Source organism: Micromonospora sp. CNZ296 (genome assembly GCF_007827635.1).
Map to the genome: position 1 here is coordinate 148,447 of NZ_VISW01000001.1, position 19,274 is coordinate 167,720.

Annotated in this window: 19 protein-coding genes; 14 read left to right on the forward strand and 5 right to left on the reverse strand. The window is 72.0% G+C overall.

The window, feature by feature from the left end; all coding sequences use genetic code 11:
* Positions 1-5 precede the first annotated feature (5 nt).
* Positions 6-1,424 (reverse strand): alpha,alpha-trehalose-phosphate synthase (UDP-forming), encoded by a 1,419-nt coding sequence (locus FB455_RS00700; RefSeq protein WP_013287669.1) that lies wholly within the window; start codon positions 1,422-1,424, stop codon positions 6-8.
* 170 nt (positions 1,425-1,594) lie between these two features.
* Positions 1,595-2,434: a DUF308 domain-containing protein gene (locus FB455_RS00705; RefSeq protein ID WP_013287668.1), complete on the reverse strand. Its 840-nt coding sequence runs from the start codon at positions 2,432-2,434 to the stop codon at positions 1,595-1,597.
* Between the two features lie 186 nt (positions 2,435-2,620).
* Between FB455_RS00705 and FB455_RS00710 the strand changes: the two genes are divergently transcribed.
* Positions 2,621-3,316, forward strand: a complete 696-nt coding sequence (locus tag FB455_RS00710) for a lysophospholipid acyltransferase family protein (protein ID WP_013475739.1) — start codon at positions 2,621-2,623, stop codon at positions 3,314-3,316.
* 2 nt (positions 3,317-3,318) lie between these two features.
* On the opposite strand, the gene FB455_RS00715 is transcribed toward FB455_RS00710, so the two are convergent.
* Positions 3,319-6,786: an adenylate/guanylate cyclase domain-containing protein gene (locus FB455_RS00715; protein WP_145751786.1), complete on the reverse strand. Its 3,468-nt coding sequence runs from the start codon at positions 6,784-6,786 to the stop codon at positions 3,319-3,321.
* 139 nt (positions 6,787-6,925) lie between these two features.
* On the opposite strand from FB455_RS00715, the gene FB455_RS00720 reads away from it, so the two are divergent.
* Positions 6,926-7,168, forward strand: coding sequence for a hypothetical protein (locus FB455_RS00720; RefSeq protein ID WP_013287665.1), 243 nt, complete (start codon positions 6,926-6,928; stop codon positions 7,166-7,168).
* 78 nt (positions 7,169-7,246) lie between these two features.
* Here FB455_RS00720 and FB455_RS00725 read toward each other — a convergent pair whose 3' ends face one another.
* Positions 7,247-7,939 (reverse strand): Crp/Fnr family transcriptional regulator, encoded by a 693-nt coding sequence (locus FB455_RS00725; RefSeq protein WP_013287664.1) that lies wholly within the window; start codon positions 7,937-7,939, stop codon positions 7,247-7,249.
* A gap of 247 nt (positions 7,940-8,186) precedes the next feature.
* Here FB455_RS00725 and FB455_RS00730 point away from each other — a divergent pair, with 247 nt between their 5' ends.
* The 4 genes from FB455_RS00730 (at position 8,187) to proC (ending at position 11,357) form a co-directional block, all read left to right on the forward strand.
* Complete coding sequence (locus FB455_RS00730; protein ID WP_013287663.1) at positions 8,187-8,690, forward strand: polyadenylate-specific 3'-exoribonuclease AS; 504 nt, start codon at positions 8,187-8,189, stop codon at positions 8,688-8,690.
* 58 nt (positions 8,691-8,748) lie between these two features.
* Positions 8,749-9,252 (forward strand): pyridoxamine 5'-phosphate oxidase family protein, encoded by a 504-nt coding sequence (locus FB455_RS00735; RefSeq protein WP_145751788.1) that lies wholly within the window; start codon positions 8,749-8,751, stop codon positions 9,250-9,252.
* Positions 9,253-9,430: 178 nt separating this feature from the next.
* Positions 9,431-10,459, forward strand: coding sequence for a 6-phosphofructokinase (locus FB455_RS00740; protein ID WP_030273929.1), 1,029 nt, complete (start codon positions 9,431-9,433; stop codon positions 10,457-10,459).
* A gap of 79 nt (positions 10,460-10,538) precedes the next feature.
* On the forward strand, positions 10,539-11,357 hold the full coding sequence (proC, locus tag FB455_RS00745; RefSeq protein WP_013287660.1) for a pyrroline-5-carboxylate reductase: 819 nt from the start codon (positions 10,539-10,541) through the stop codon (positions 11,355-11,357).
* A gap of 35 nt (positions 11,358-11,392) precedes the next feature.
* Here proC and FB455_RS00750 read toward each other — a convergent pair whose 3' ends face one another.
* Positions 11,393-12,121, reverse strand: a complete 729-nt coding sequence (locus FB455_RS00750) for a YoaK family protein (protein WP_236619233.1) — start codon at positions 12,119-12,121, stop codon at positions 11,393-11,395.
* 194 nt (positions 12,122-12,315) lie between these two features.
* Between FB455_RS00750 and FB455_RS00755 the strand changes: the two genes are divergently transcribed.
* From FB455_RS00755 to FB455_RS00790, 8 genes are all read left to right on the forward strand, one after another.
* Positions 12,316-13,674 carry a sugar porter family MFS transporter gene (locus FB455_RS00755; protein WP_486481484.1) on the forward strand — a complete coding sequence of 453 codons (1,359 nt, stop codon included), beginning with the start codon at positions 12,316-12,318 and terminating at the stop codon, positions 13,672-13,674.
* Between the two features lie 94 nt (positions 13,675-13,768).
* Positions 13,769-14,071, forward strand: coding sequence for an urease subunit gamma (locus tag FB455_RS00760; protein WP_013287657.1), 303 nt, complete (start codon positions 13,769-13,771; stop codon positions 14,069-14,071).
* A gap of 43 nt (positions 14,072-14,114) precedes the next feature.
* Complete coding sequence (locus FB455_RS00765; protein ID WP_030273923.1) at positions 14,115-14,618, forward strand: urease subunit beta; 504 nt, start codon at positions 14,115-14,117, stop codon at positions 14,616-14,618.
* 40 nt (positions 14,619-14,658) lie between these two features.
* Positions 14,659-16,377, forward strand: coding sequence for an urease subunit alpha (locus tag FB455_RS00770; protein WP_030273921.1), 1,719 nt, complete (start codon positions 14,659-14,661; stop codon positions 16,375-16,377).
* Between the two features lie 59 nt (positions 16,378-16,436).
* Positions 16,437-17,000 (forward strand): urease accessory protein UreE, encoded by a 564-nt coding sequence (locus tag FB455_RS00775; RefSeq protein WP_013287655.1) that lies wholly within the window; start codon positions 16,437-16,439, stop codon positions 16,998-17,000.
* 18 nt (positions 17,001-17,018) lie between these two features.
* Positions 17,019-17,696 (forward strand): urease accessory protein UreF, encoded by a 678-nt coding sequence (locus FB455_RS00780; protein WP_223201363.1) that lies wholly within the window; start codon positions 17,019-17,021, stop codon positions 17,694-17,696.
* Positions 17,697-17,725: 29 nt separating this feature from the next.
* Positions 17,726-18,355 (forward strand): urease accessory protein UreG, encoded by a 630-nt coding sequence (gene ureG / locus FB455_RS00785; protein WP_013287653.1) that lies wholly within the window; start codon positions 17,726-17,728, stop codon positions 18,353-18,355.
* The gene (locus tag FB455_RS00790; protein ID WP_047893003.1) at positions 18,352-19,269 is read left to right on the forward strand and encodes an urease accessory protein UreD; all 918 of its coding nucleotides are present in this window, start codon (positions 18,352-18,354) and stop codon (positions 19,267-19,269) included. The genes ureG and FB455_RS00790 overlap by 4 nt, the downstream gene beginning before the upstream one ends.
* Positions 19,270-19,274 lie beyond the last annotated feature (5 nt).

Below are 19,274 nucleotides of genomic sequence, written 5' to 3' on the forward strand. Positions count from 1 at the left end.
TCGGGTCACCGGGTGGCGGGGCGGCGGCCGACGAGCGTTCCGCTCTCCTCCAGTGCGCTGAGGTAGGACGCCGCCCAGGCGTGGATGTCGTTGTGGGCCAGGTGTTCGCGCATCGCGCGCATCCGGGCCGCGACGTCCTCCGGGCCGGCGCGCAGCGCGGCCAGCAGCCCCTGCTTCAGGCCGTCGAGGTCGTGCGGGTTGACCAGGTACGCCTGCTCCAGTTCGGAGGCGGCGCCGGCGAACTCGCTCAGCAGCAGCGCGCCGGTGCCGTCGACCCGGGCCGCCACGTACTCCTTCGCGACCAGATTCATGCCGTCGCGCAGCGGCGTCACCGCCATCACGTCCGCGACCCGGTAGAGCGCCACCAGCTCGGCGCGGTCGAACGGCTGGGTGAGGTAGTGGATCGCCGGCTCGCCGACCCGGCCGAACTCACCGTTGATCCGGCCGACCTGGTGCTCCACCCGGTCGCGGAGGATCTGGTACTGCGCCACCCGGTCGCGGCTGGGCACCGCCACCTGGACCAGCACCGTGTCGCGGACCTTGATGTCGCCGTTGGCGAGCAGCTCCCGGTACGCCTTGAGGCGTTGCTCGATGCCCTTCGTGTAGTCCATCCGGTCGACGCTGAGGATCACCTGCTCGGGCCGGCCGAGGTCCTGCCGCAGCCGGCGGGCCCGCTCGGCGACCTCGGGGCGGGCGGCGAGCGCGGACATCTCGGCGGTGTCGATGGCGACCGGGAAGGCGCCGATGCGCACCACCCGGCCGTCCACACCGATCCGCCGGTCGGTGGCGGGCAGGCCGAGCACCTTGGCGGCGAGCTGGGCGAAGTTGTGCGCGGCCTGGGCCCGCTGGAAGCCGACCAGGTCGGCGCCGAGCATGCCGCGCAGCAGTTCGGCCCGGCGGGGCAGCTGCATGAACAGTTCCGGCGGCGGGAACGGCACGTGCAGGAAGAACCCGATCCGCAGGTCGGGGCGCAGCTCGCGGAGCAGACCCGGCACCAGCTGGAGGTGGTAGTCCTGCACCCAGACCAGACCGCCCGGCTCGGCCACCCGGGCCGCGGCCTCGGCGAACCGCTGGTTGACCCGCTGGTACGCCTCCCACCAGCGGCGGTGGTACTCCGGCTGCTCGACGGCGTCGTGGTAGAGCGGCCAGAGGGTGGCGTTGGCGAAGCCCTCGTAGTGGTCGCGGAAGTCCTCGGCGCTCAGCGGCACGGTGTGCATCCGGACGCCGTCCACGTCCGGCAGGTCGGGCGCGGGACCGGTGCCGCCGGCCCAGCCCACCCAGGTGGCGGGTGTGTGCCGCAGCAGCGGGTGCAGGGCGCTCACCAGGCCGCCGGGGCTGCGGCGCCACTCGAAGGCGCCGTCGGGCGCCACGCTGTCGTCGATGGGGAGGCGGTTGGCCACCACCACGAGGGGGCTCTGTCGCATCTCGGGCATTCCGCTCAGCAGGGGACCGGCAACCCGGAGGAGTCGCAAGCCGGACAGCCGGTGCGGGACGTGACGTTCGGCCTATTCCTACTGACTGTAAGTTACACGCTTGTTACGCCCCCGCCCAGGGCGGGCGGCGTCCCGCCATCCGGGCAGCGTCCGGTGCGCCGTCAGACGACCGCGCCGTCGTCCGGGTCGTGGTCGTCCCGGTCGCCCGGGCGCAGCCGCCAGATCAGCATGACGAAGCCGGCCAGGATGCCGGTGAAGCCGAGCAGCGTGACCACCGACGGGTCGACCAGCGACACCACGGTGGGGGACAGGAACAGCAGGAAGCCGAGCACGATGCAGGCCACGCCGAGCACCGCGTACTTGGAGAAGCGGGGCAGCGGGGGCGGCGGGGGCGGGGTGTAGTGCTCCTCGTCCGACGCCTCGTCGGGCAGGTTCGCGCCGAACGTGTCCAGGCCGTCGAGCAGCGAGGGCTCGTCGTGCCGGTCCCGGCTGAGCGAGACACCGGAGACGTCGGCGGCGTACGGCAGCCGGCGCACGTCGGTGGCGGTCGGGCCGGCGGGCTCCTCGGCCCGGCCGCCGGCGGCGGTGCCCGGCGCGGGCGGGTCGTCCACGTCCTCGGCGGCGGGCCAGGGGTGGCTGCCGGCGCTCGGCGCGGTGTGGAAACCGGCGACGATCTTCGCCCACTCGGCCTCGATGTCCGGCTCGTCGGCGCGCGGCGGGTCGCCCCCGCCCTCGTCGGCGAGCTGGGTCAGGTAGTCGCGGGCGGTGGTCAGGTGCGACCTGTCGACGTAGAGCCGGTCGACCGGGCGGGCCGGGACGGTGGTGGTGCGGGTCACCGGGTTCAGGTCGGCCGAGGGCTGGAGGTAGGCCGCGATGCCACCGGCGGCGAGCACGTCGAGCAGGTGCTCGCCGACGCGTGGATCGACGTCGCCCGCGATCGCGTACTCGGCCGCGTCGAGCCCGTTGTCCCGTCGTCCCCGACGGGGCCCGCCCCCTGACACCGGACACCCCCTTCGCCGATCCCTGCCCGTGCCCTGAATCGTGACACGTCGGCACCCGGTTCCGGGAGTGCGTTGTGGCGTGCCGCTCGTCGTTCGTACCCTCTTCCCGGACTCCCGTGGGCGCCGCCGGCGCCTCCGGGGCCACGCGGCGACCCGTCCGCCGCCACCGACACGGGAAGGACGCCGGTGCTGTACTGGCTGCTGAAGTACGTCGTTCTCGGCCCACTGCTGAGGTTGATCTTCCGCCCGCAGGTCGAAGGGCTGGAGCACGTTCCGGAGACCGGGCCGGTGATCCTGGCCAGCAACCACCTCTCCTTCTCGGATTCGATCTTCACACCGCTGATCGTCAAGCGAAAAGTTACATTCATCGCGAAAGCCGAATACTTCACCGGTAAGGGCCTCAAGGGCCGGCTCACCAAGATGTTCTTCGTCGGCTCCGGCACCATCCCGGTCGACCGCTCCGGCGGACGGGCAGCCCGGGCCGCCCTCGACACCCAGCTCTCCGTGCTGCGCGCCGGTGGCATCGCCGGGATCTACCCGGAGGGCACCCGGTCGCCCGACGGCCGGCTCTACCGGGGCAAGACCGGCGTGGCGCGGCTGGCGCTGGAGAGCGGCGCCCCGGTCGTCCCGATGGCCATGCTCAACTCCGACGCGATCCAGCCCACCGGCCAGATCGTCCCGAACCTGGGCCGGGTGCGGATCCGCTTCGGCCCGCCGCTGGACTTCTCCCGCTACGCCGGGATGGCCGGCGACCGGTTCGTCGAGCGGGCGGTCACCGACGAGATCATGTACGAGCTGATGGAGCTGTCCGGCCGCGAGTACGTCGACACGTACGCCCAGAAGGCCAAGAGCGCCGCGGTGGGGCAGCCGGTCCCGGCCTGACCTCAGCCCGCCCCGGCGATCCGGAGCAGCCCGGTGGCGGCGTGCCGGCCGGCGAACGCGCGTACCCGGGCCAGCGTCGCCGCCGCGGCCGGCGGGTCCGCCTCGGTCAGCGGCCCGACCGCCAGCGCGGACGCGATCATCTGGTCGGTGACGTCGGTCATCTCCGCGTACCCCTCGGCGGCGGAGGTGAGCAGCCGGCCCGCCCGCGCGGCGTCCCCGTCGCCCCGGGCCAGCGCCGCCTCGGCCGACCGCCCGGCCTCCCGTGCCCAGCGGGTCACCCGTGGCGCGTGGGCCAGCAGGTCGCGCACCAGCACCGCGGCGTCGCCGCCGAGCAGCGCGGCGACGTGACCGACCGCCGGCACCCACTCGGCGAACGGGATCATCTTGGTCTGCCGCCAGTCCTCGTCCAGCTCGGTCAGCAGCGCCATCGTCTCGTCCCGGCGGCCCTGCACCGCGCGGCAGAGCGCGGCGTGCGCCAGCGTGGAGCGCAGCACGCGCTGGAAGCCGCTGCGCCGGGCCGCGACGAGCGCCTGGTCCACCAGGTCCTCGCCGGTGCCCGGCCCGGCCGGGTCGTCGCCGAGCGCCCGGATCCAGCCGGACACGGCCACGATGTGCAGGTCCCACTCGTCGGTCGGGCGCCGCGTCGACCCCTCGGCCATCCGCAGCGCCGACGTCCAGTCCCCGCTGTAGTACGACCGGGCCCACTGGTCGCTGAAGCTCACCGTGAGGGCGTGCTCGCCGGCCAGGTCCAGCGAGCGCTGCTCGTCGACCAGCCGGGCCGAGCCGGTCAGGTCGCCCTCCTCCTGGAGCACCCAGGCCAGGTTGTGCACCGCGCGGCGGCGGCTGGTCAGCCGCTCCACCCGGCACTCCTCGGTCACGTCGGCCAGCTCGGCGTACGCCTCCTCGGCGCCGGCCTGGTAACGGACCACCGCCAGCGTGATGCGCGCGTTCGCCCGGGCCTCGCGCAGCTCCAGCCGCTCGGCCAGCTCGGCGGCGGTGCGCGCGGCCACGCACGCCGGCTCGGTCTCCGCGTCGAGCATGTGCGCCCGCGCCAGCTCCAGCAGCACGCCCACCTTGTCCTCGCTGTCCGGCAGCGTGGCGTGCAGCCCGATCGCCCGGTCCAGGCAGCGCATCAACTCCGAGCGGTCGGCCCGCGCGAAGGCGGCAGTGGCCAGCAGCCGCCACGCCTTCGCCGCACCGGGCCGGTCACCCGCGCCGGCCAGCCGGCCGGCCAGGGTGGTGAGCAGCGCCGTCCCGCCGCCGTCGAGGAAGCCGTCCCGGTCCCGGTAGAACGCCAGCTCGGCCTGGAACAGCTCGAGCGCCGGGTCCGGACCGCACTCCACACTCAACGCGCGGTCCACCAGCGTGGCCGCGGTCTCCAGCGCGTGCAGGTCGTACGCCCGGCGTGCGGCCCGGTGCAGCGCGGACCGGGTCGCGGCGGCGTGCGGGGTCTGGTCCAGCCCGACCGTACGGGCGATCTCGTGCGCCGCCCACCTGTGGTTGGCCAGCACCTCGGCCAGGTCGTGCTGCCGGCCGTCGGCGAGCTGCTCCAGCCAGTCGGCGGTGCGCTGGTGCCGGGCGACCCGCTCGGCCCGGGGCAGCCGCTGATAGCAGACGTCCCGGACCAGCACGTGCCGGAACCGGTACTCCGCCTGTCCGGGCATTGTCGACACGGGCAGCTCGTAGACGAGGTCACGGCGCTGAAGGTGGTGCAGCGCGCGTTCGACCCACTCCGCCGGGCGGCCGAGCGCCAGCGCCACCGGCGCGGCCCAGAACTGCACGCCGACGACGGAGGCGGCCTGGAGCACCGCGCGGTCGGCCGGGTCGAGCAGGTCCAGCCGGTTGGCGATGACCGCCTGCACAGTACGCGGCATCCCGGCGCCCCCGGCCGGGTCGACGAGCGCCAGCCCGGCGGTCCGCTCGGCCAGCCCGCCGTCGAGCAGCATCCGCGCGTACTCCTGGGCGTAGAGCGGGTTGCCGTCGGCGAACTCGATCAGCGGCGCCCGTGCGTCCTGCGGCAGCGTGGCCTGGCCGAGCAGCAGCGAGTAGAGCGTGTCGATGTCCCCGTCGTGCATCGGCGGCACCGAGATGGACATCGCCCCGCTGATCGTGCCGGTCCAGGCCGGGTGCCGCTCGCGCAGTTCCGGCCGGGCGGTCGCGACGACCAGCAGCGGCACGTTGCGGGCCGCCGCGCCGAGCTGCTCGACGAAGGACAGCATCGCCTCGTCGGCCCAGTGCATGTCCTCGAAGACGAGCACCGTGGGGCCGGTCGCGGCCAGGGTGAGCAGGAAGCGCCGCCACGCCGCCTCGGTCTCCGCCGAGGTGAGCCGTTCGCCGGAGACGCCGACGAGCGGGCCCAGCGCCTCGGCCAGCCGTATCGCGTGCGGGTCGGCGAGGTGGCCCAGTCGCTCGCGCAGCCGGTCCCGGATGGTGGCCGGGTCGTCGGCGCCGGTCAGCCCGGCCCAGCTCCGGACGATGTCGGCCAGCGCCGCGTAGGTGACGTTCTCGCCGAACGGCGGGCACTGGCCGGTCAGCCAGGTGACCCGGGTGCCGGGCAGGCTGGCGGCGTGCCGGGCCAGCTCGCGCAGCAGCCGGCTCTTGCCCACCCCGGCCGGGCCGAAGACGGTGAGCAGCTGCGAGGTGCGCTCGGTCAGCGTGCGGTGCAACGCGCTGACCAGCAGGCCCCGCTCGTGGTCCCGGTCGACCATCGGGGTCAGCTCGGCGGTCTGCCCGTCGCGCCGGGGCCGGGCCCGTACGGCCAGCCAGATCCGGCTCACCGACGACCGGCCGCGCAACGTCACCGGTGGCTGGTCGTCGTACTCCATCTCGCGCCGGGTGGCCGCCCAGGTGCTCTCGTCGACCACCACGCCGCCGACCGGGGCGAGCCCCTGCAACCGGCTGGCGGTGTTCACCACGTCGCCGGTGACGAACGCCTGGCCGCCGTCGCGCGCCGCGGCCAGGTCGACCAGGGCCTCGCCGGTGGCGATGCCGACCCGGAACCCGAGCGGCGGGTGTGGTCCGGCCGGCTGCCGGGCCAGGCTGCGTTGCAGCTCCAGCCCGGCGCGTACGCAGCGCAGCGCGTCGTTGTCGGTGGCCACCGGCGCGCCGAACAACGCCATGACCGCGTCGCCGATGTACTTCTCCACCACGCCGCCGTACTGGTGCACCAGCCGGCGCACCGTGGCGAAGTAGACCTGTTGCAGGCTGCGGGCCTGTTCCGGGTCGGCCCGCTCGGCGTATGTCGTGAAGTCGACGATGTCGATGAAGAGCACGCTGACCTGGCGGCGGTCCTCCTGCACCGTGACCGCGTGGTCGCGCAGCGGCTGACCGCAGTTGGTGCAGAAGTTGGCGCCGGTGTCGTTGGCGTGGCCGCAGCCTGGGCAGGCCGCGGCCAGCGGACGGCCGCACCCACCGCAGAAACGGTCGTCCGGCCCGGCGGTCCGGGCGCAGTGTCCACAGGTGAGGTCGATGTCCGGCTCCGTACGCGTGAGGTCCCCAGTGTCCCGCGCGGCCGCGCAGTCGGGTACCCGACGGGTCGGCGGGACGTCACGGCTGTTCGGCCGGGTCTAGTCTCCCCTAGCAGGAAGTCCCGTCGACAGGGAGATTGCCGTGCACGTCCGGCTGTCCGCCTCATGGACCGATCCACGGGGGACGGTGTGGGCCGTCGGTGACACGGTCGACGTGGACGCTGTCACCCTCGCCGAACTGGAGGAAAAAGGCATGGTGGAGCAGCCCGCGGGTAGCGGATCGACCGAGACCACGACCACCACGACGACCCCGCCGAAGAAGACCGACCCGTCGAAGATCGGCCCGGGGCCGAGCTCGCCCCCGGCCGACACCACGAACGACTGACCGGGCGTACGACTAACGGGCGTACGACGAACGCGGCGGGGGCCGGCGGGACGACCGCCGGCCCCCGCCGTCGTCGTGTCAGCGGTCGTTCATGCCGGCCCGGCGGCGCAGCGCGGCCACGTCGGTGACCACGATGCGGCGTCCCTCGGTCCGCAGCCAGCCCCGGCTGGCGAACGAGCCGATGGCCTGGTTGACGCTCTGCCGGGAACCGCCGGCCATCTCGGCGAGCTGGCTCTGGTTCAGCTCGATCGTGATCATCGGGGCCTGGCTCTCGCCGGCCAGCCGGACCAGCGTCTTTGCGACCCGGCCGGGCAGGTCGAGGAAGACGTGGTCGGCGTTCTGCTCGGTGAGCCGGCGGATCAGCTGGCCCAGCGAGCGCATCACCGCGTCCAGGATGCGCGGGTTGGAGTGCACCAGCTCCATGAACGCGGGCCGCGACAGCGCGAGCGCGGCGCAGTCCTCGATCGCCTCGGCCGACGCCGAGCGGGTGGAGGCGTCCAACAGGGACACCTCGCCGAGCACGTCCGGGGGTCGGATCACCGACAGCACCGCGCGCTCGCCGGTCGGGGCGGTGCGGAACACCGCCACCGCGCCGCGGCGCAGCACGATCAGCGACTCGCCGGGGTCGTTCTCGACGAAGAGCAGCTGGCCCTTGCGGTAGGTGCGCGGTACGGCCGCGGCGATGACACGCTGCCGCACCTCCGGCTCAAGCCCGGCGAACATCTCCACACCCGTGAGCGCGTCACCCGGCTCCGGCAGGCGAGACTCCACGGCTCAACCCCTCCCCGGTCAGAAGTCACGACTCGCACACCGGGTGAAGCTGTCAGTCCCGGTACGAGGCAGCTCAACCGGTTCGGCGCCCGACGGCGGTACACATCAGATCATGACGCTCTCGTCGCGTGCTGTACACCCCCGGAAACACTTCCGTGACCATGCCCGGCCGCCGACGGCACGCCCGCCGACCTCGGCGGACGCCCCGGCGACCGGCGCGTGCCGGTGATGGGCGAGGATGAGGGCGATGGTCTACCGCTATTTCTACGACTGCGAATTCATCGAGGACGGCCGCATCGTCGACCTGGTGTCGATCGGCGTCGTCGACGAGTACGGCCGCGAGTTCTACGCGGTCTCCACCGAGTTCGACGACTCCCGGGCGGTGCCCTGGGTGCGGCGCAACGTGCTGGACAAGCTCCCGTCGCCGGCCGACCGGGCCTGGCGCTCCCGCGCGCGCATCCGCGACGACCTGCACGAGTTCCTGCTGGAGCCGGTGCGGGACCGGCCGGGCGAGCAGCTGGAGCTGTGGGCCTGGTACGCCGCCTACGACCACGTCGTGCTGGCCCAGCTCTGGGGCGCGATGCCGGCGCTGCCGCGGGAGATCCCCCGCTTCACCAAGGAGCTGCGTCAGCTCTGGGACGACCGGGGACGCCCCCGGCTGCCGGACGCCGAGGCCGACCGGCACGACGCGCTGGTCGACGCCCGGCACAACCTGGCGCGGTGGCGGGCGATGACGGCGCGGGAGGTTTGACCGGTTCCGCCCAGGGCACCGGAGCGGCATCTGCGCCGATCCGAGACAGGAGTGCCCCATGAGCAATGAGCCGACCAACGCCGCGGACGCCCGCCGCCGGGTCACCGAGCTGATCCGGGACGCCCGGATCTGCCTGCTCACCACCACCGGCGTGGACGGGCGTCTGGTCAGCCGTCCGATGGGGTTACAGGAGGCGGACTTCGAGGGCGACCTGTGGTTCTTCGCGTACGCCGACTCGGCGAAGGTCCGGCAGATCCGGGTGAACCCGCAGGTGAACGTCGGTTTCTCCGACCAGCGTCACCATGCCTGGGTGTCGGTGGCCGGCACCGCCACCGAGGAGTGGGACGCCGACCGGGCGAAGGAGCTGTGGAGCCCGCTGCTGAAGGCGTGGTTCCCGGACGGGCTGGACACGCCCGGGATCACCTTGATCAAGGTGCACGCCGGGTCGGCGGAGTACTGGGACTCGCCCGGCAGCACCGTGGTCAACCTGCTCGGCTTCGCCAAGGCGGCGGTGACCGGCAAGCCGCCGAAGGTGGGGGAGAACCACGAGGTCGGCTACTGACGGGTAGCCCGTCCGCCGTCCGGAACGGCCCGGGGTGCGGTGCCGGCGTACACCTGCGCCGACTACAGTGCGCAGTGACGGCCCGCCCCGGGCCGGCAACGGCGCCGATGGTCTGATCTGACACATATCCTGGGGCTTATCCGGGCTTCACCTGATGCTCCAGGAGGATGAGCAGATCATGCGTATCGGCGTGCTCACCGGCGGCGGCGACTGCCCAGGTCTCAACGCGGTGATTCGGGCGGTGGTCCGCAAGGGCGTCGCCACCTACGGTCACGAGTTCGTGGGCTTCCGCGACGGCTGGAAGGGCCCGCTCGAGGGCCTGACCAAGCCGCTCGGCATCGCCGAGGTGCGCGGCATCCTGCCCCGTGGCGGCACCATCCTCGGCTCGTCCCGCACCAACCCGTTCAAGATCGAGAACGGCGTGGAGCGGATCAAGGACAACCTCGCCGCCCAGGGCGTGGACGCGCTGATCGCGATCGGCGGCGAGGACACGCTCGGCGTCGCGACCAAGCTGCACGAGCTGGGCGTCAACGTCATCGGCGTGCCGAAGACGATCGACAACGACCTCGGTGCGACCGACTACACGTTCGGCTTCGACACCGCCGTCAACATCGCCATGGAGGCGATCGACCGGCTGCACACCACGGCGGAGAGCCACCACCGCACGCTCGTGGTCGAGGTCATGGGCCGGCACGCCGGCTGGATCGCCCTGCACGCCGGTCTCGCCGGTGGCGCCAACGTGATCCTGCTGCCGGAGCGGCAGTTCGACGTCGAGCAGGTCGCCGGCTACGTCGAGAAGCGCTTCCAGCACCAGTACGCCCCGATCGTCGTGGTCGCCGAGGGCGCCCAGCCGCTCGACGGCCAGATGGTGCTGCACAACCAGGAGCTGGACGCGTTCGGTCACGTCCGTCTCGGCGGCATCGGCCAGTGGCTGGCCGAGCAGCTGGAGGCGAAGACCGGCAAGGAGGCCCGCACCGTGGTGCTCGGCCACATCCAGCGCGGTGGCACGCCGACCGCGTTCGACCGGGTGCTGGCCACCCGGCTCGGCCTGCACGCGATCGACGCCGCGCACGAGGGCGACTGGGGCAAGATGGTCGCGATGCAGAGCACGGACATCGTCCGCGTCCCGCTCGCCGACGCCACCCGCGAGCTGAAGACCGTGCCGCTGGAGCGGTACGCCGAGGCCGAGGTCTTCTTCGGCAGCTGATCGACGGCGCACGGGCGTGGCGGGCCGGTGACCCGGCCCGCCACGCCGTGCCCACGTGACCCGGGAAGGGGTACGGCTGATGGCACGCGAGGTGCACACGGTCGCGGTGATCGGCGCCGGCAAGATCGGTGAGCTGATGCTCTCCGGGCTGCTGCGTTCCGGCTGGCCGGTGGAGCGGCTGCTCGCCACCGCGCGGCGGCCGGCGCGGGCGCGGGAACTGGCCGACCGTTACGGCGTACGGGTGGTGGACAACCTCACCGCCGTGACCGAGGCCGAGGTGCTGGCCGTGTCGGTCAAGCCGCAGGACGCCGCCGCGCTGCTGGACGAGATCGGCCCGAAGGTGCCGGCCGACAAGCTGGTCATCTCGCTCTGCGCCGGTCTGCCGACCGCCTTCTTCAACCGCCGGCTGCCCGAGGGCACCCCTGTGGTCCGGGTCATGACGAACACCCCGGCGCTCGTCGACGAGGCGATGAGCGCGATCTCGGCGGGCGCGTACGCCACCGGCGAGCACCTGGCGCTGGCCGAGGAGATGTTCTCCCCGCTCGGCGCCACCGTCCGGGTGCCCGAGTCGCAGCAGGACGCGGTCACCGCGCTGTCCGGCTCCGGCCCGGCCTACTTCTACCTCCTGGTCGAGGCGATGATCGACGCGGGCATCCTGCTCGGCCTGCCGCGCCAGGTGGCGCACGAGCTGATCGTGCAAACCGCGATCGGCTCGGCGGTGATGCTGCGCGATTCCGGCGAGCACCCGGTGAAGCTGCGCGAGGCGGTCACCTCGCCCGCGGGCACCACCATCTCGGCGATCCGTGAGCTGGAGAACCACGGCGTACGCGCGGCCATGCTGGCGGCGCTGGAGGCGGCCCGGGACCGGGCGCGGGAACTCGCCGCCCAGGCCGACTGACGCCCAGGCCGACTGACGCCCAGGCGGACTGACGCTCAGCCGGGCCGCGACGCCGGTCCTGGTCGCCGGTGCCGGCGCAGCAGCAGGATCAGCACGGCCAGCGCGAGCGTCCCCCACAGCGGCACCCAGCGGGGCCGGTGCTGGGCGAGTGTGCCGACCGCGCCGCCGACGCTGTAGCTGACCAGGGCGAGCAGTCCGAGCAGGGTGCCCCGCCGGGCCCGGCCCCGGCCCGCGGTGGGGCCGAGCAGCCAGCGGGCGGCCCGCTCACCGGTCTTCGTCGTGGTGTCCGACTGGTACGTGATCGGCGTCGCGATGCCCGCGGTCCGGCTCGCCAGGGTGGTGAGGCTGCCCATGGCTACCGCGCCCGCGGCGGCGAGCAGCACCCGGGACGCCGTGCCGTGCCGGCCGTACGCGAGCACCAGGTTGAGCACCGCCCAGACGATCATGGCGGCCTCGGTGACCGCGATGTCGACGAGCGGCGCCACCGTCGGCCGGGTTCGGCGGCGGAGCAGATTCACCAGCCCGGCGGCGGTGGCGAACGCGACGATCGAGGCCGCCGAGACGGGCCACGTGGGATGCCCGCCGGCCGGCCCCATGCCGAGGAAGATGGCGTTGCCGGACTGGTTGGCGACGAACGCGCCGTACCGCAGGAACGCGAAGGCGTCCAGCGCGCCGGCGGTGACGACGGCGAGCACGAGCGCTGCGAGCGGGTGCCGGAACTCGCGGTAGGAGTCCGCGGGGCCGTACGGCGCCGACCGGTTCACCCTTCCCCCGTCCGTGTGCAGGAGCGACCCCGGCAGCGTCATCGTTTCGCTGTCGGACCGCTGCGGCGAACATACTATATGTCGCATATGTAGGTTTTCGGCCGTTTCGGGGGGCGGTCGCCGGCGGACGGGGTGACATGGCGGCGAGCGGACGCGCGGCCGGCCGGCCGCCCCGTCACAACCTCGTGGCGATCGTGTCGATCGTCGTCCTGTCCGGCGCGTTCTTCGGCTACAACCAGGGCGTCATCAGCGGCGCCCTGCACGACATCCGGCACACGTTCGACGTGGACACCTTCGAGGTGGAGGTGGCGGCGAGCTGGGTGACGCTCGGCGCGCTGGCGGGCGCGCTCGCCGGTGGTCACCTCGCCGACCGGATCGGCCGGCGCGGCGCGCTGTGGGTCGCCGCCGGGGCGTACGTCGTCGGCACGATCGTGCAGGCCGCGGCGCCGACCATCGGCGCCCTGCTCGGCGCGCGGCTGCTGCTCGGCGTGGGCATCGGCGTGGCCTCGGTCGCCGGGCCGATGTTCGCGGCCGAGGCGGCGCCGGAACGGATCCGCGGCGGCCTGCTCGCGGTCTACCAGTTCTCGACCACCTTCGCGATCTTCATCGGCTACCTGGCGGACGAGCTGTTCACCGGCGGCGAGTCGTGGCGCTACCTGCTCGGCGCGGCGGTCGTGCTGGGCGTGGCGCTGATCCTGGTGACAGTGGTGGTGCCGGACTCGGCGGTCTGGTACCTCAAGCGGGGCGACCGGCGCCGCGCCCGGGAGTCGCTGTGCCGGACCGTTCCCGAGCAGCGGGTGGAGCAGCGCCTCGGCGAGATCGAGAAGAGTCTGCACGGCCGCACGGCGAGCTGGCGGGAGCTGCTGTCACCGCAGTGGCGGCGTCCGCTCGCGCTCGGCGTCGGGCTGGCGCTGTTCCAGCAGACGACAGGGATCAACGGCATCATCTACTACGCCGACTCGATCTTCTCGGCGGCCGGATTCCGTACCCCGGAGGCACAGCTCTCCGCGACCACCTGGGCGATCGGCGCGGTGGACGCGGCGTTCGCGCTCGTCGCGGTGGGCCTGCTCGACCGCGTCGGCCGCCGGCCGCTGCTGCTGGTCGGCCTGGCCGGGATGGCGGTCTCGCTCGCCGTGGTGAGCGTCAGCTTCCTGGGCGCGGGCACCGGGCGCGGCGACGGCCGGATCACCACCTCGGGCCTGTTCCTGCTGGTCGGCGTGGTCTTCTTCGTCGCGTTCTACGCGGTGTCGATCGGGCCGGGCGCGTGGACCGTGATCAACGAGATCTATCCCGGTCCGATCCGCGGCCGGTGCGTGGCGATCGCGTCCGCGACCCACTGGGGCACCGAGTACCTGATCACGCAGTTCTTCCTGAGCCTGCTCGACGCGCTGGGCCGGTCGGGCGTGTTCGCGCTCTTCGCCGGGCTGTGCGTGCTCGGCTTCCTGTTCGTCCGGCGCTACCTGCCGGAGACCAAGGGCCGGACGCTGGAGCAGATCCAGCAGATGTGGGTCGCCGACTACCACCGGCGCGAGCGGGCCCACACCGGTTCCTGAAATCTCCCTGAACGGGCTGCGGGCTGACCAAACCGCTCTTACCGTGACGCAATAGCTGAAACCGTACAGAAGGTGCGGACGAAGGGATCGCGAAGTGCATCTCACGCCGAAGGAATTCGACAAGCTGACGATCCACTCGTTGGCGATGGTGGCAAACGCCCGCAAGGCGCGCGGGGTCAAGCTCAACCACCCCGAGGCGGTGGCGGTCATCTGCGCCGCGGCGCTCGAAGGCGCGCGCGAGGGCAAGACCGTCGAGGAGGTCATGAACGACGCGAGCCACGTGCTCACCGCCGACGACGTGATCCCCGGCGTGGCGGACATGATCCCGATGCTCCAGGTCGAGGCGGTCTTCACCGACGGGTCACGGCTGATCACCGTCCACTCACCCATCCAGTAGAGCAGCGACCGGAGGCCACGGTCTCCGGCAGAGCGGGGGCGACATGGCGAAGCAACACCCGGGACCGAACTCCAAGCACCTTCGGCCCATCGGCGGCTACAAGCTCAGCGACCAACCTCTGGAACTCAACGCCGGGCGGCCGGTGACCGAGGTGGTCGTGCACAACACCGGTGACCGGCCCATCCAGGTCGGCTCCCACTTCCACTTCTTCGAGGCCAACCGCTTCCTGGAGTTCGACCGTCCGTCGGCGTTCGGCAAGCGGCTGAACATCCCGGCCACGACCTCGATCCGGTTCGAGCCCGGCGACCGCAAGACCGTCCAGCTCGTCCCGTACGGCGGCTCCCAGCGGGTGTACGGCTTCAACGGCCTGGTCCAGGGCTGGACCGGCGACGGGCCGATCCCCGGCTACCGGCCGGACCGGGCCGAGGCGCTCCACCAGGCCCAGACGCGCGGCTTCAAGACCACGTCGCAGCAGCAGGACCAGGGCAAGGGCCAGAGCAAGGGTCAGGGCAAGGGCCAGGACAAGAGCGGCAAGGGCGACAAGTAGCCGGCAATCCTTCGACGCGCCAGAGCTGGAGCGACAACGCATGAGTCAGATCTCACGGCAGGAATATGCCGGAATGTACGGCCCGACCACGGGCGACCAGATCCGTCTGGGTGACACCGACCTCTACATCGAGATCGAGAAGGACCTGCGGGTCCTCGGTGACGAGGTCATGTACGGCGGTGGCAAGACCCTGCGCGACGGCATGGGCAGTGCCAGCCAGGCCACGAGCGCCGAGGGCGTGGTGGACCTGGTGATCACCAACGTGACCGTCGTGGACGCGCTGCTCGGCGTGGTCAAGGCGGACGTGGGGATCAAGGACGGCAGGATCGCCGGGATCGGCAAGGCCGGCAACCCCAACATCATGGACGGGGTGACCCCGGGCCTGGTGACCGGTCCGGGCACCGACGCGATCTCCGGTGAGCACCTGATCCTGACCGCCGGCGGCATCGACGCGCACGTCCACCTGGTCACCCCGCAGCAGGTGTACGCCGCGCTCAGCAACGGCGTCACCACGCTCTGGGGCGGCGGCACCGGACCGACCGACAGCACCAACGGCGTCACCATCACGCCCGGTCCCTGGAACATCCACAACATGATGCGGTCGTTCGAGAACCTGCCGATCAACATCGGCCTGCTGGGCAAGGGCAACAGCAGTGGCCGAGCGCCGCTCGTCGAGCAGATCATGGCCGGGGTGCCCAGCTTCAAGATCCACGAGGACTGGGGCGCGCCGCCCGCGGTGATCCGGTCCTGCCTGGCCGTCGCCGACGAGTACGACGTCCAGATCAGCATCCACACCGACACGCTCAACGAGAGCGGCTACATCGAGGACAGCATCGCCGCCTTCGAGGGCCGGACCATCCACACCTTCCACACCGAGGGCGCCGGCGGCGGGCACGCGCCGGACATCATCAAGGTCGCCGGCCAGATGAACGTGCTGCCCGCCTCGACCACGCCGACGGTGCCGTACGGCATCAACAGCCAGTCCGAGCTGTACGACATGATCATGGTCTGCCACAACTTCAACCCGAAGGTGCCCTCGGACGTCGCCTTCGTGGAGAGCCGGATCCGCACCGAGACGATCGCCGCCGAGGACGTGCTCCTCGACGAGGGCGTCATCTCGATGATGCAGAGCGACTCGCAGGCCATGGGCCGGGTGGGCGAGACCTGGCTGCGCACCGTCCAGCTCGCCGGGCAGATGAAGAACGTCCGCGGCAAGCTGGCCGAGGACTCCGACGCCAACGACAACTTCCGCGTCCTGCGCTACGTCGCCAAGATGACCATCAACCCGGCGATCACCCAGGGCGTCTCGCACGTCATCGGCTCGGTCAGTCCCGGCAAGCTCGCCGACCTGGTGCTCTGGGAGCCCGCGTTCTTCGGCACGAAGCCGAAGATGGTGCTCAAGGGCGGCATGATCGCCTGGTCGATCATGGGCGACCCGAACGCGTCGCTGCCCACCCCGCAGCCGGTCTACTACCGGCCCATGTTCGGCGCCACCGGCTCCCAGGTCGCCAAGAACTGCGTGACGTTCGTGTCCCGGGCTGCGCACGAGTCGGGGGTGGCCGAACAGCTCGGTCTGCAACGGCAGGTCATGCCGGTCTACGGCTGCCGCAACCTGACCAAGCGCGACATGGTGCGCAACGACCGTACGCCGAAGCTCGAAGTCGACCCGGAGACCTTCGCCGTGAAGATGGACGGCGTGCACGCGACAGTGCCGGCGGCCAAGAACCTCCCCCTCAGCCAGCTCTACTTCTTCAGCTGACCCGGCACGGCGCCCGCCCCCGGCCGGGCCGGTGGCGGGGTCGCGTGAAAGGAGAACACATGCTCGTCGAAACGGTACTCGGCAACGTGAACGAGCCGGCCTGGACCGAGCGGCTCCGGGAGGCCAAGGTCGACGACCTGGTCCTCGACCAGTGGGACGCCCAGAAGAGCCGGCTGCGCCGGACCACAAGCCTCGGCACCGAACTGGCGCTGTCCCTGGCCCGCGGCGTACGGCTGCGCGACGGCGACGTGCTGGCCTGGGACGACGCCACCGCGACCGCGGTGGTGGCCCGGATCGCGCTCGGCGAGGTGATGGTCGTGCACCTCGACACGCTGCACGGGGAGTCGCTGGACATGGTGATCCGCTCGGCCGTCGAACTGGGCCACGCGATCGGCAACCAGCACTGGCCGGCGGTGGTGAAGGGCACCAAGATGTACGTCCCGCTGACTGTGGACCGCAAGGTCATGGACTCGGTGATGCGGACCCACGCGTTCACCGGTCTCACCCACGAGTTCATGCCCGGCACCGAGATCATCGCGTACCTGGCCCCGCACGAGTCGCGGCGGCTGTTCGGCGGGGCCGACTCGACCCCGCACACGCACCTGCCCGCCGACCTGAACTGAGGGGCCGGGGTGTCCACGGTGACCGAGGCACTGAAACTGCTCCAGTTCGGCGACTCGGTCTTCCCGGTCGGCGCCTTCTCCTTCTCCAACGGGCTGGAGACGGCGGTCGAGCAGGGGGCGGTGCACGACCGGACCACGTTGCAGGAGTTCGTGCGTACCGTCACGCGCGCCGCCGCCACCGGCGACGGGGTGGCGCTGCTCGTGGCGCACCGCGCCGCCCGCGCCGGTGACCTCGACCGGATCCGGGCGGCCGACGAGGCCGTACACCTGCGCAAGATCAACGAGGAGACGCGGACGATGACCGTCCGCATGGGGCGCAAGCTGGCCGAGGCCGCCGAACGGGTGGTGGGGGAGTCCCTGCTGCGCAAGCGCGTCGCGGAGAGCGGCGGCGGCGTCCCGGTCACCTACCCGGTCGCGCTCGGCGTGCTCTTCGCCGAACTCGGCGTGGGCGAGGCGGACGCGTTCGCCGCCCACCAGTACGGCGCGGCCTCCATGGTGCTCGGCGCGGCGGTCCGGCTCATGCGGGTGGACCACCTCGACACCCAGTCGATCCTCTTCGCGGTCAACGAGCGGGTCGGCGAGGACTACGAGGAGGTGCGCACCGCCGGGCTCGACGACATGCAGAGCTTCGCGCCGCACCTCGACGTGCTGGCCGGCGCGCACCAGCACGCACACGTACGGATGTTCATGAGCTGAGCGCTCACCCACCTGAAGGGCTTTCGGAAATGAAATCAGCGAGTCGGATCGGCGTCGGCGGCCCGGTGGGCAGCGGCAAGACGGCCATCATCGAGGCCGTCGTGCCCCGCCTGGTCGAACAGGGCCTGCGCATCCTGGTCATCACCAACGACGTGGTCACCACCGAGGACGCCAAGCACGTCCGCCGCGCCCTGACCGGCGTGCTGGTGGAGGAACGCATCGTCGGTGTGGAGACCGGCGCCTGCCCGCACACCGCTGTTCGCGAGGACCCCAGCATGAACCTCGCCGCGGTCGAGGACATGGAGGCGCGGTTCCCGGACAGCGACGTCGTGCTCATCGAGAGCGGCGGCGACAACCTCACGCTCACCTTCAGCCCCGCGCTGGTCGACTACTTCATCTACGTGATCGACGTGGCGGCCGGCGACAAGATCCCGCGCAAGAACGGCCCCGGTATCTCCAAGTCCGACATCCTCGTGATCAACAAGACCGACCTGGCCCCGTACGTCGACGCCGACCTGGACGTGATGGCCCGCGACGCCGAGCTGATGCGCGGCGGCAAGCCGTTCGTCTTCACCAACTGCAAGACCGGCGAGGGCATCGACGACCTGGTGGACCTGGTCCGCCGCAACGCGCTCTTCGACGCCGAAGTCCTCGCATGACCACTCTGGACTCCGTCCGGGAACTCGCGCCGTACCAGGATCAGCCGGCGCAGCTGCCGGCTGCCGCGAACGGCAAGGTGGGCATCCTCCGGCTGGGGTTCGAACGGCGCGAGGACCGGACCATCATGCGCGACGTCTTCCGGCAGTCCCCGCTGCTGGTGCAGCGCGCGCTGTACTGGGACGAGGAGATGCCGGGCCTGCCCTGCGTCATGATCCTCACCACCTCCGGCGGCGTGCTCCAGGGCGACCGGCTCCGGATGGACGTCGACCTGGGGCCGGGCGCGCAGGCGCACCTGGTCACCCAGGCCGCCACCAAGATCCAGGAGATGGACGCCAACTACGGCACCCAGGCCCAGAGCTTCACCCTGGCCGAGGACGCCTACCTGGAGTTCCTGCCCGAGCCGGTGATCCCGTTCCGGCGCAGCCGGTTCGTCTCCGACACCGTGGTCCGGCTGCCGGAGACCGCCACCATGCTGTACGCCGAGGTGCTCCAGCCCGGCCGCAAGTACTACCGCGACGGCGAGATCTTCGCGTACGACCTGTTCTCCACCACCCTGCGGGCGCAGCGGCCCGACGGGCGGCCGCTGTTCGTCGAGAAGTTCGTCATCACGCCCGGCCGGTTCCCGGTGTCGCGGATCGGGATGATGGACCGCTTCCACGTCTTCGGCAACGTCGTGCTGCTCACCGACCCGGACCGGGCGGCCCGGGTCTTCGAACGGACCGCGACGCCGGTGTGGGACGAGCAGACACCGCTGGCCACCGCGGTCAGCCGGCTGCCGAACGACGCCGGCCTGGTGTTCAAGGTGCTCGGTCAGGAGACCGAACCGGTCCGCGCCGCGGTACGCGCGTTCTGCACTGCCGCCCGCGAAGAGGTGACCGGCTGCACCTTCCCGCCGGTCTTCAGCTGGCGTTGAGGCGA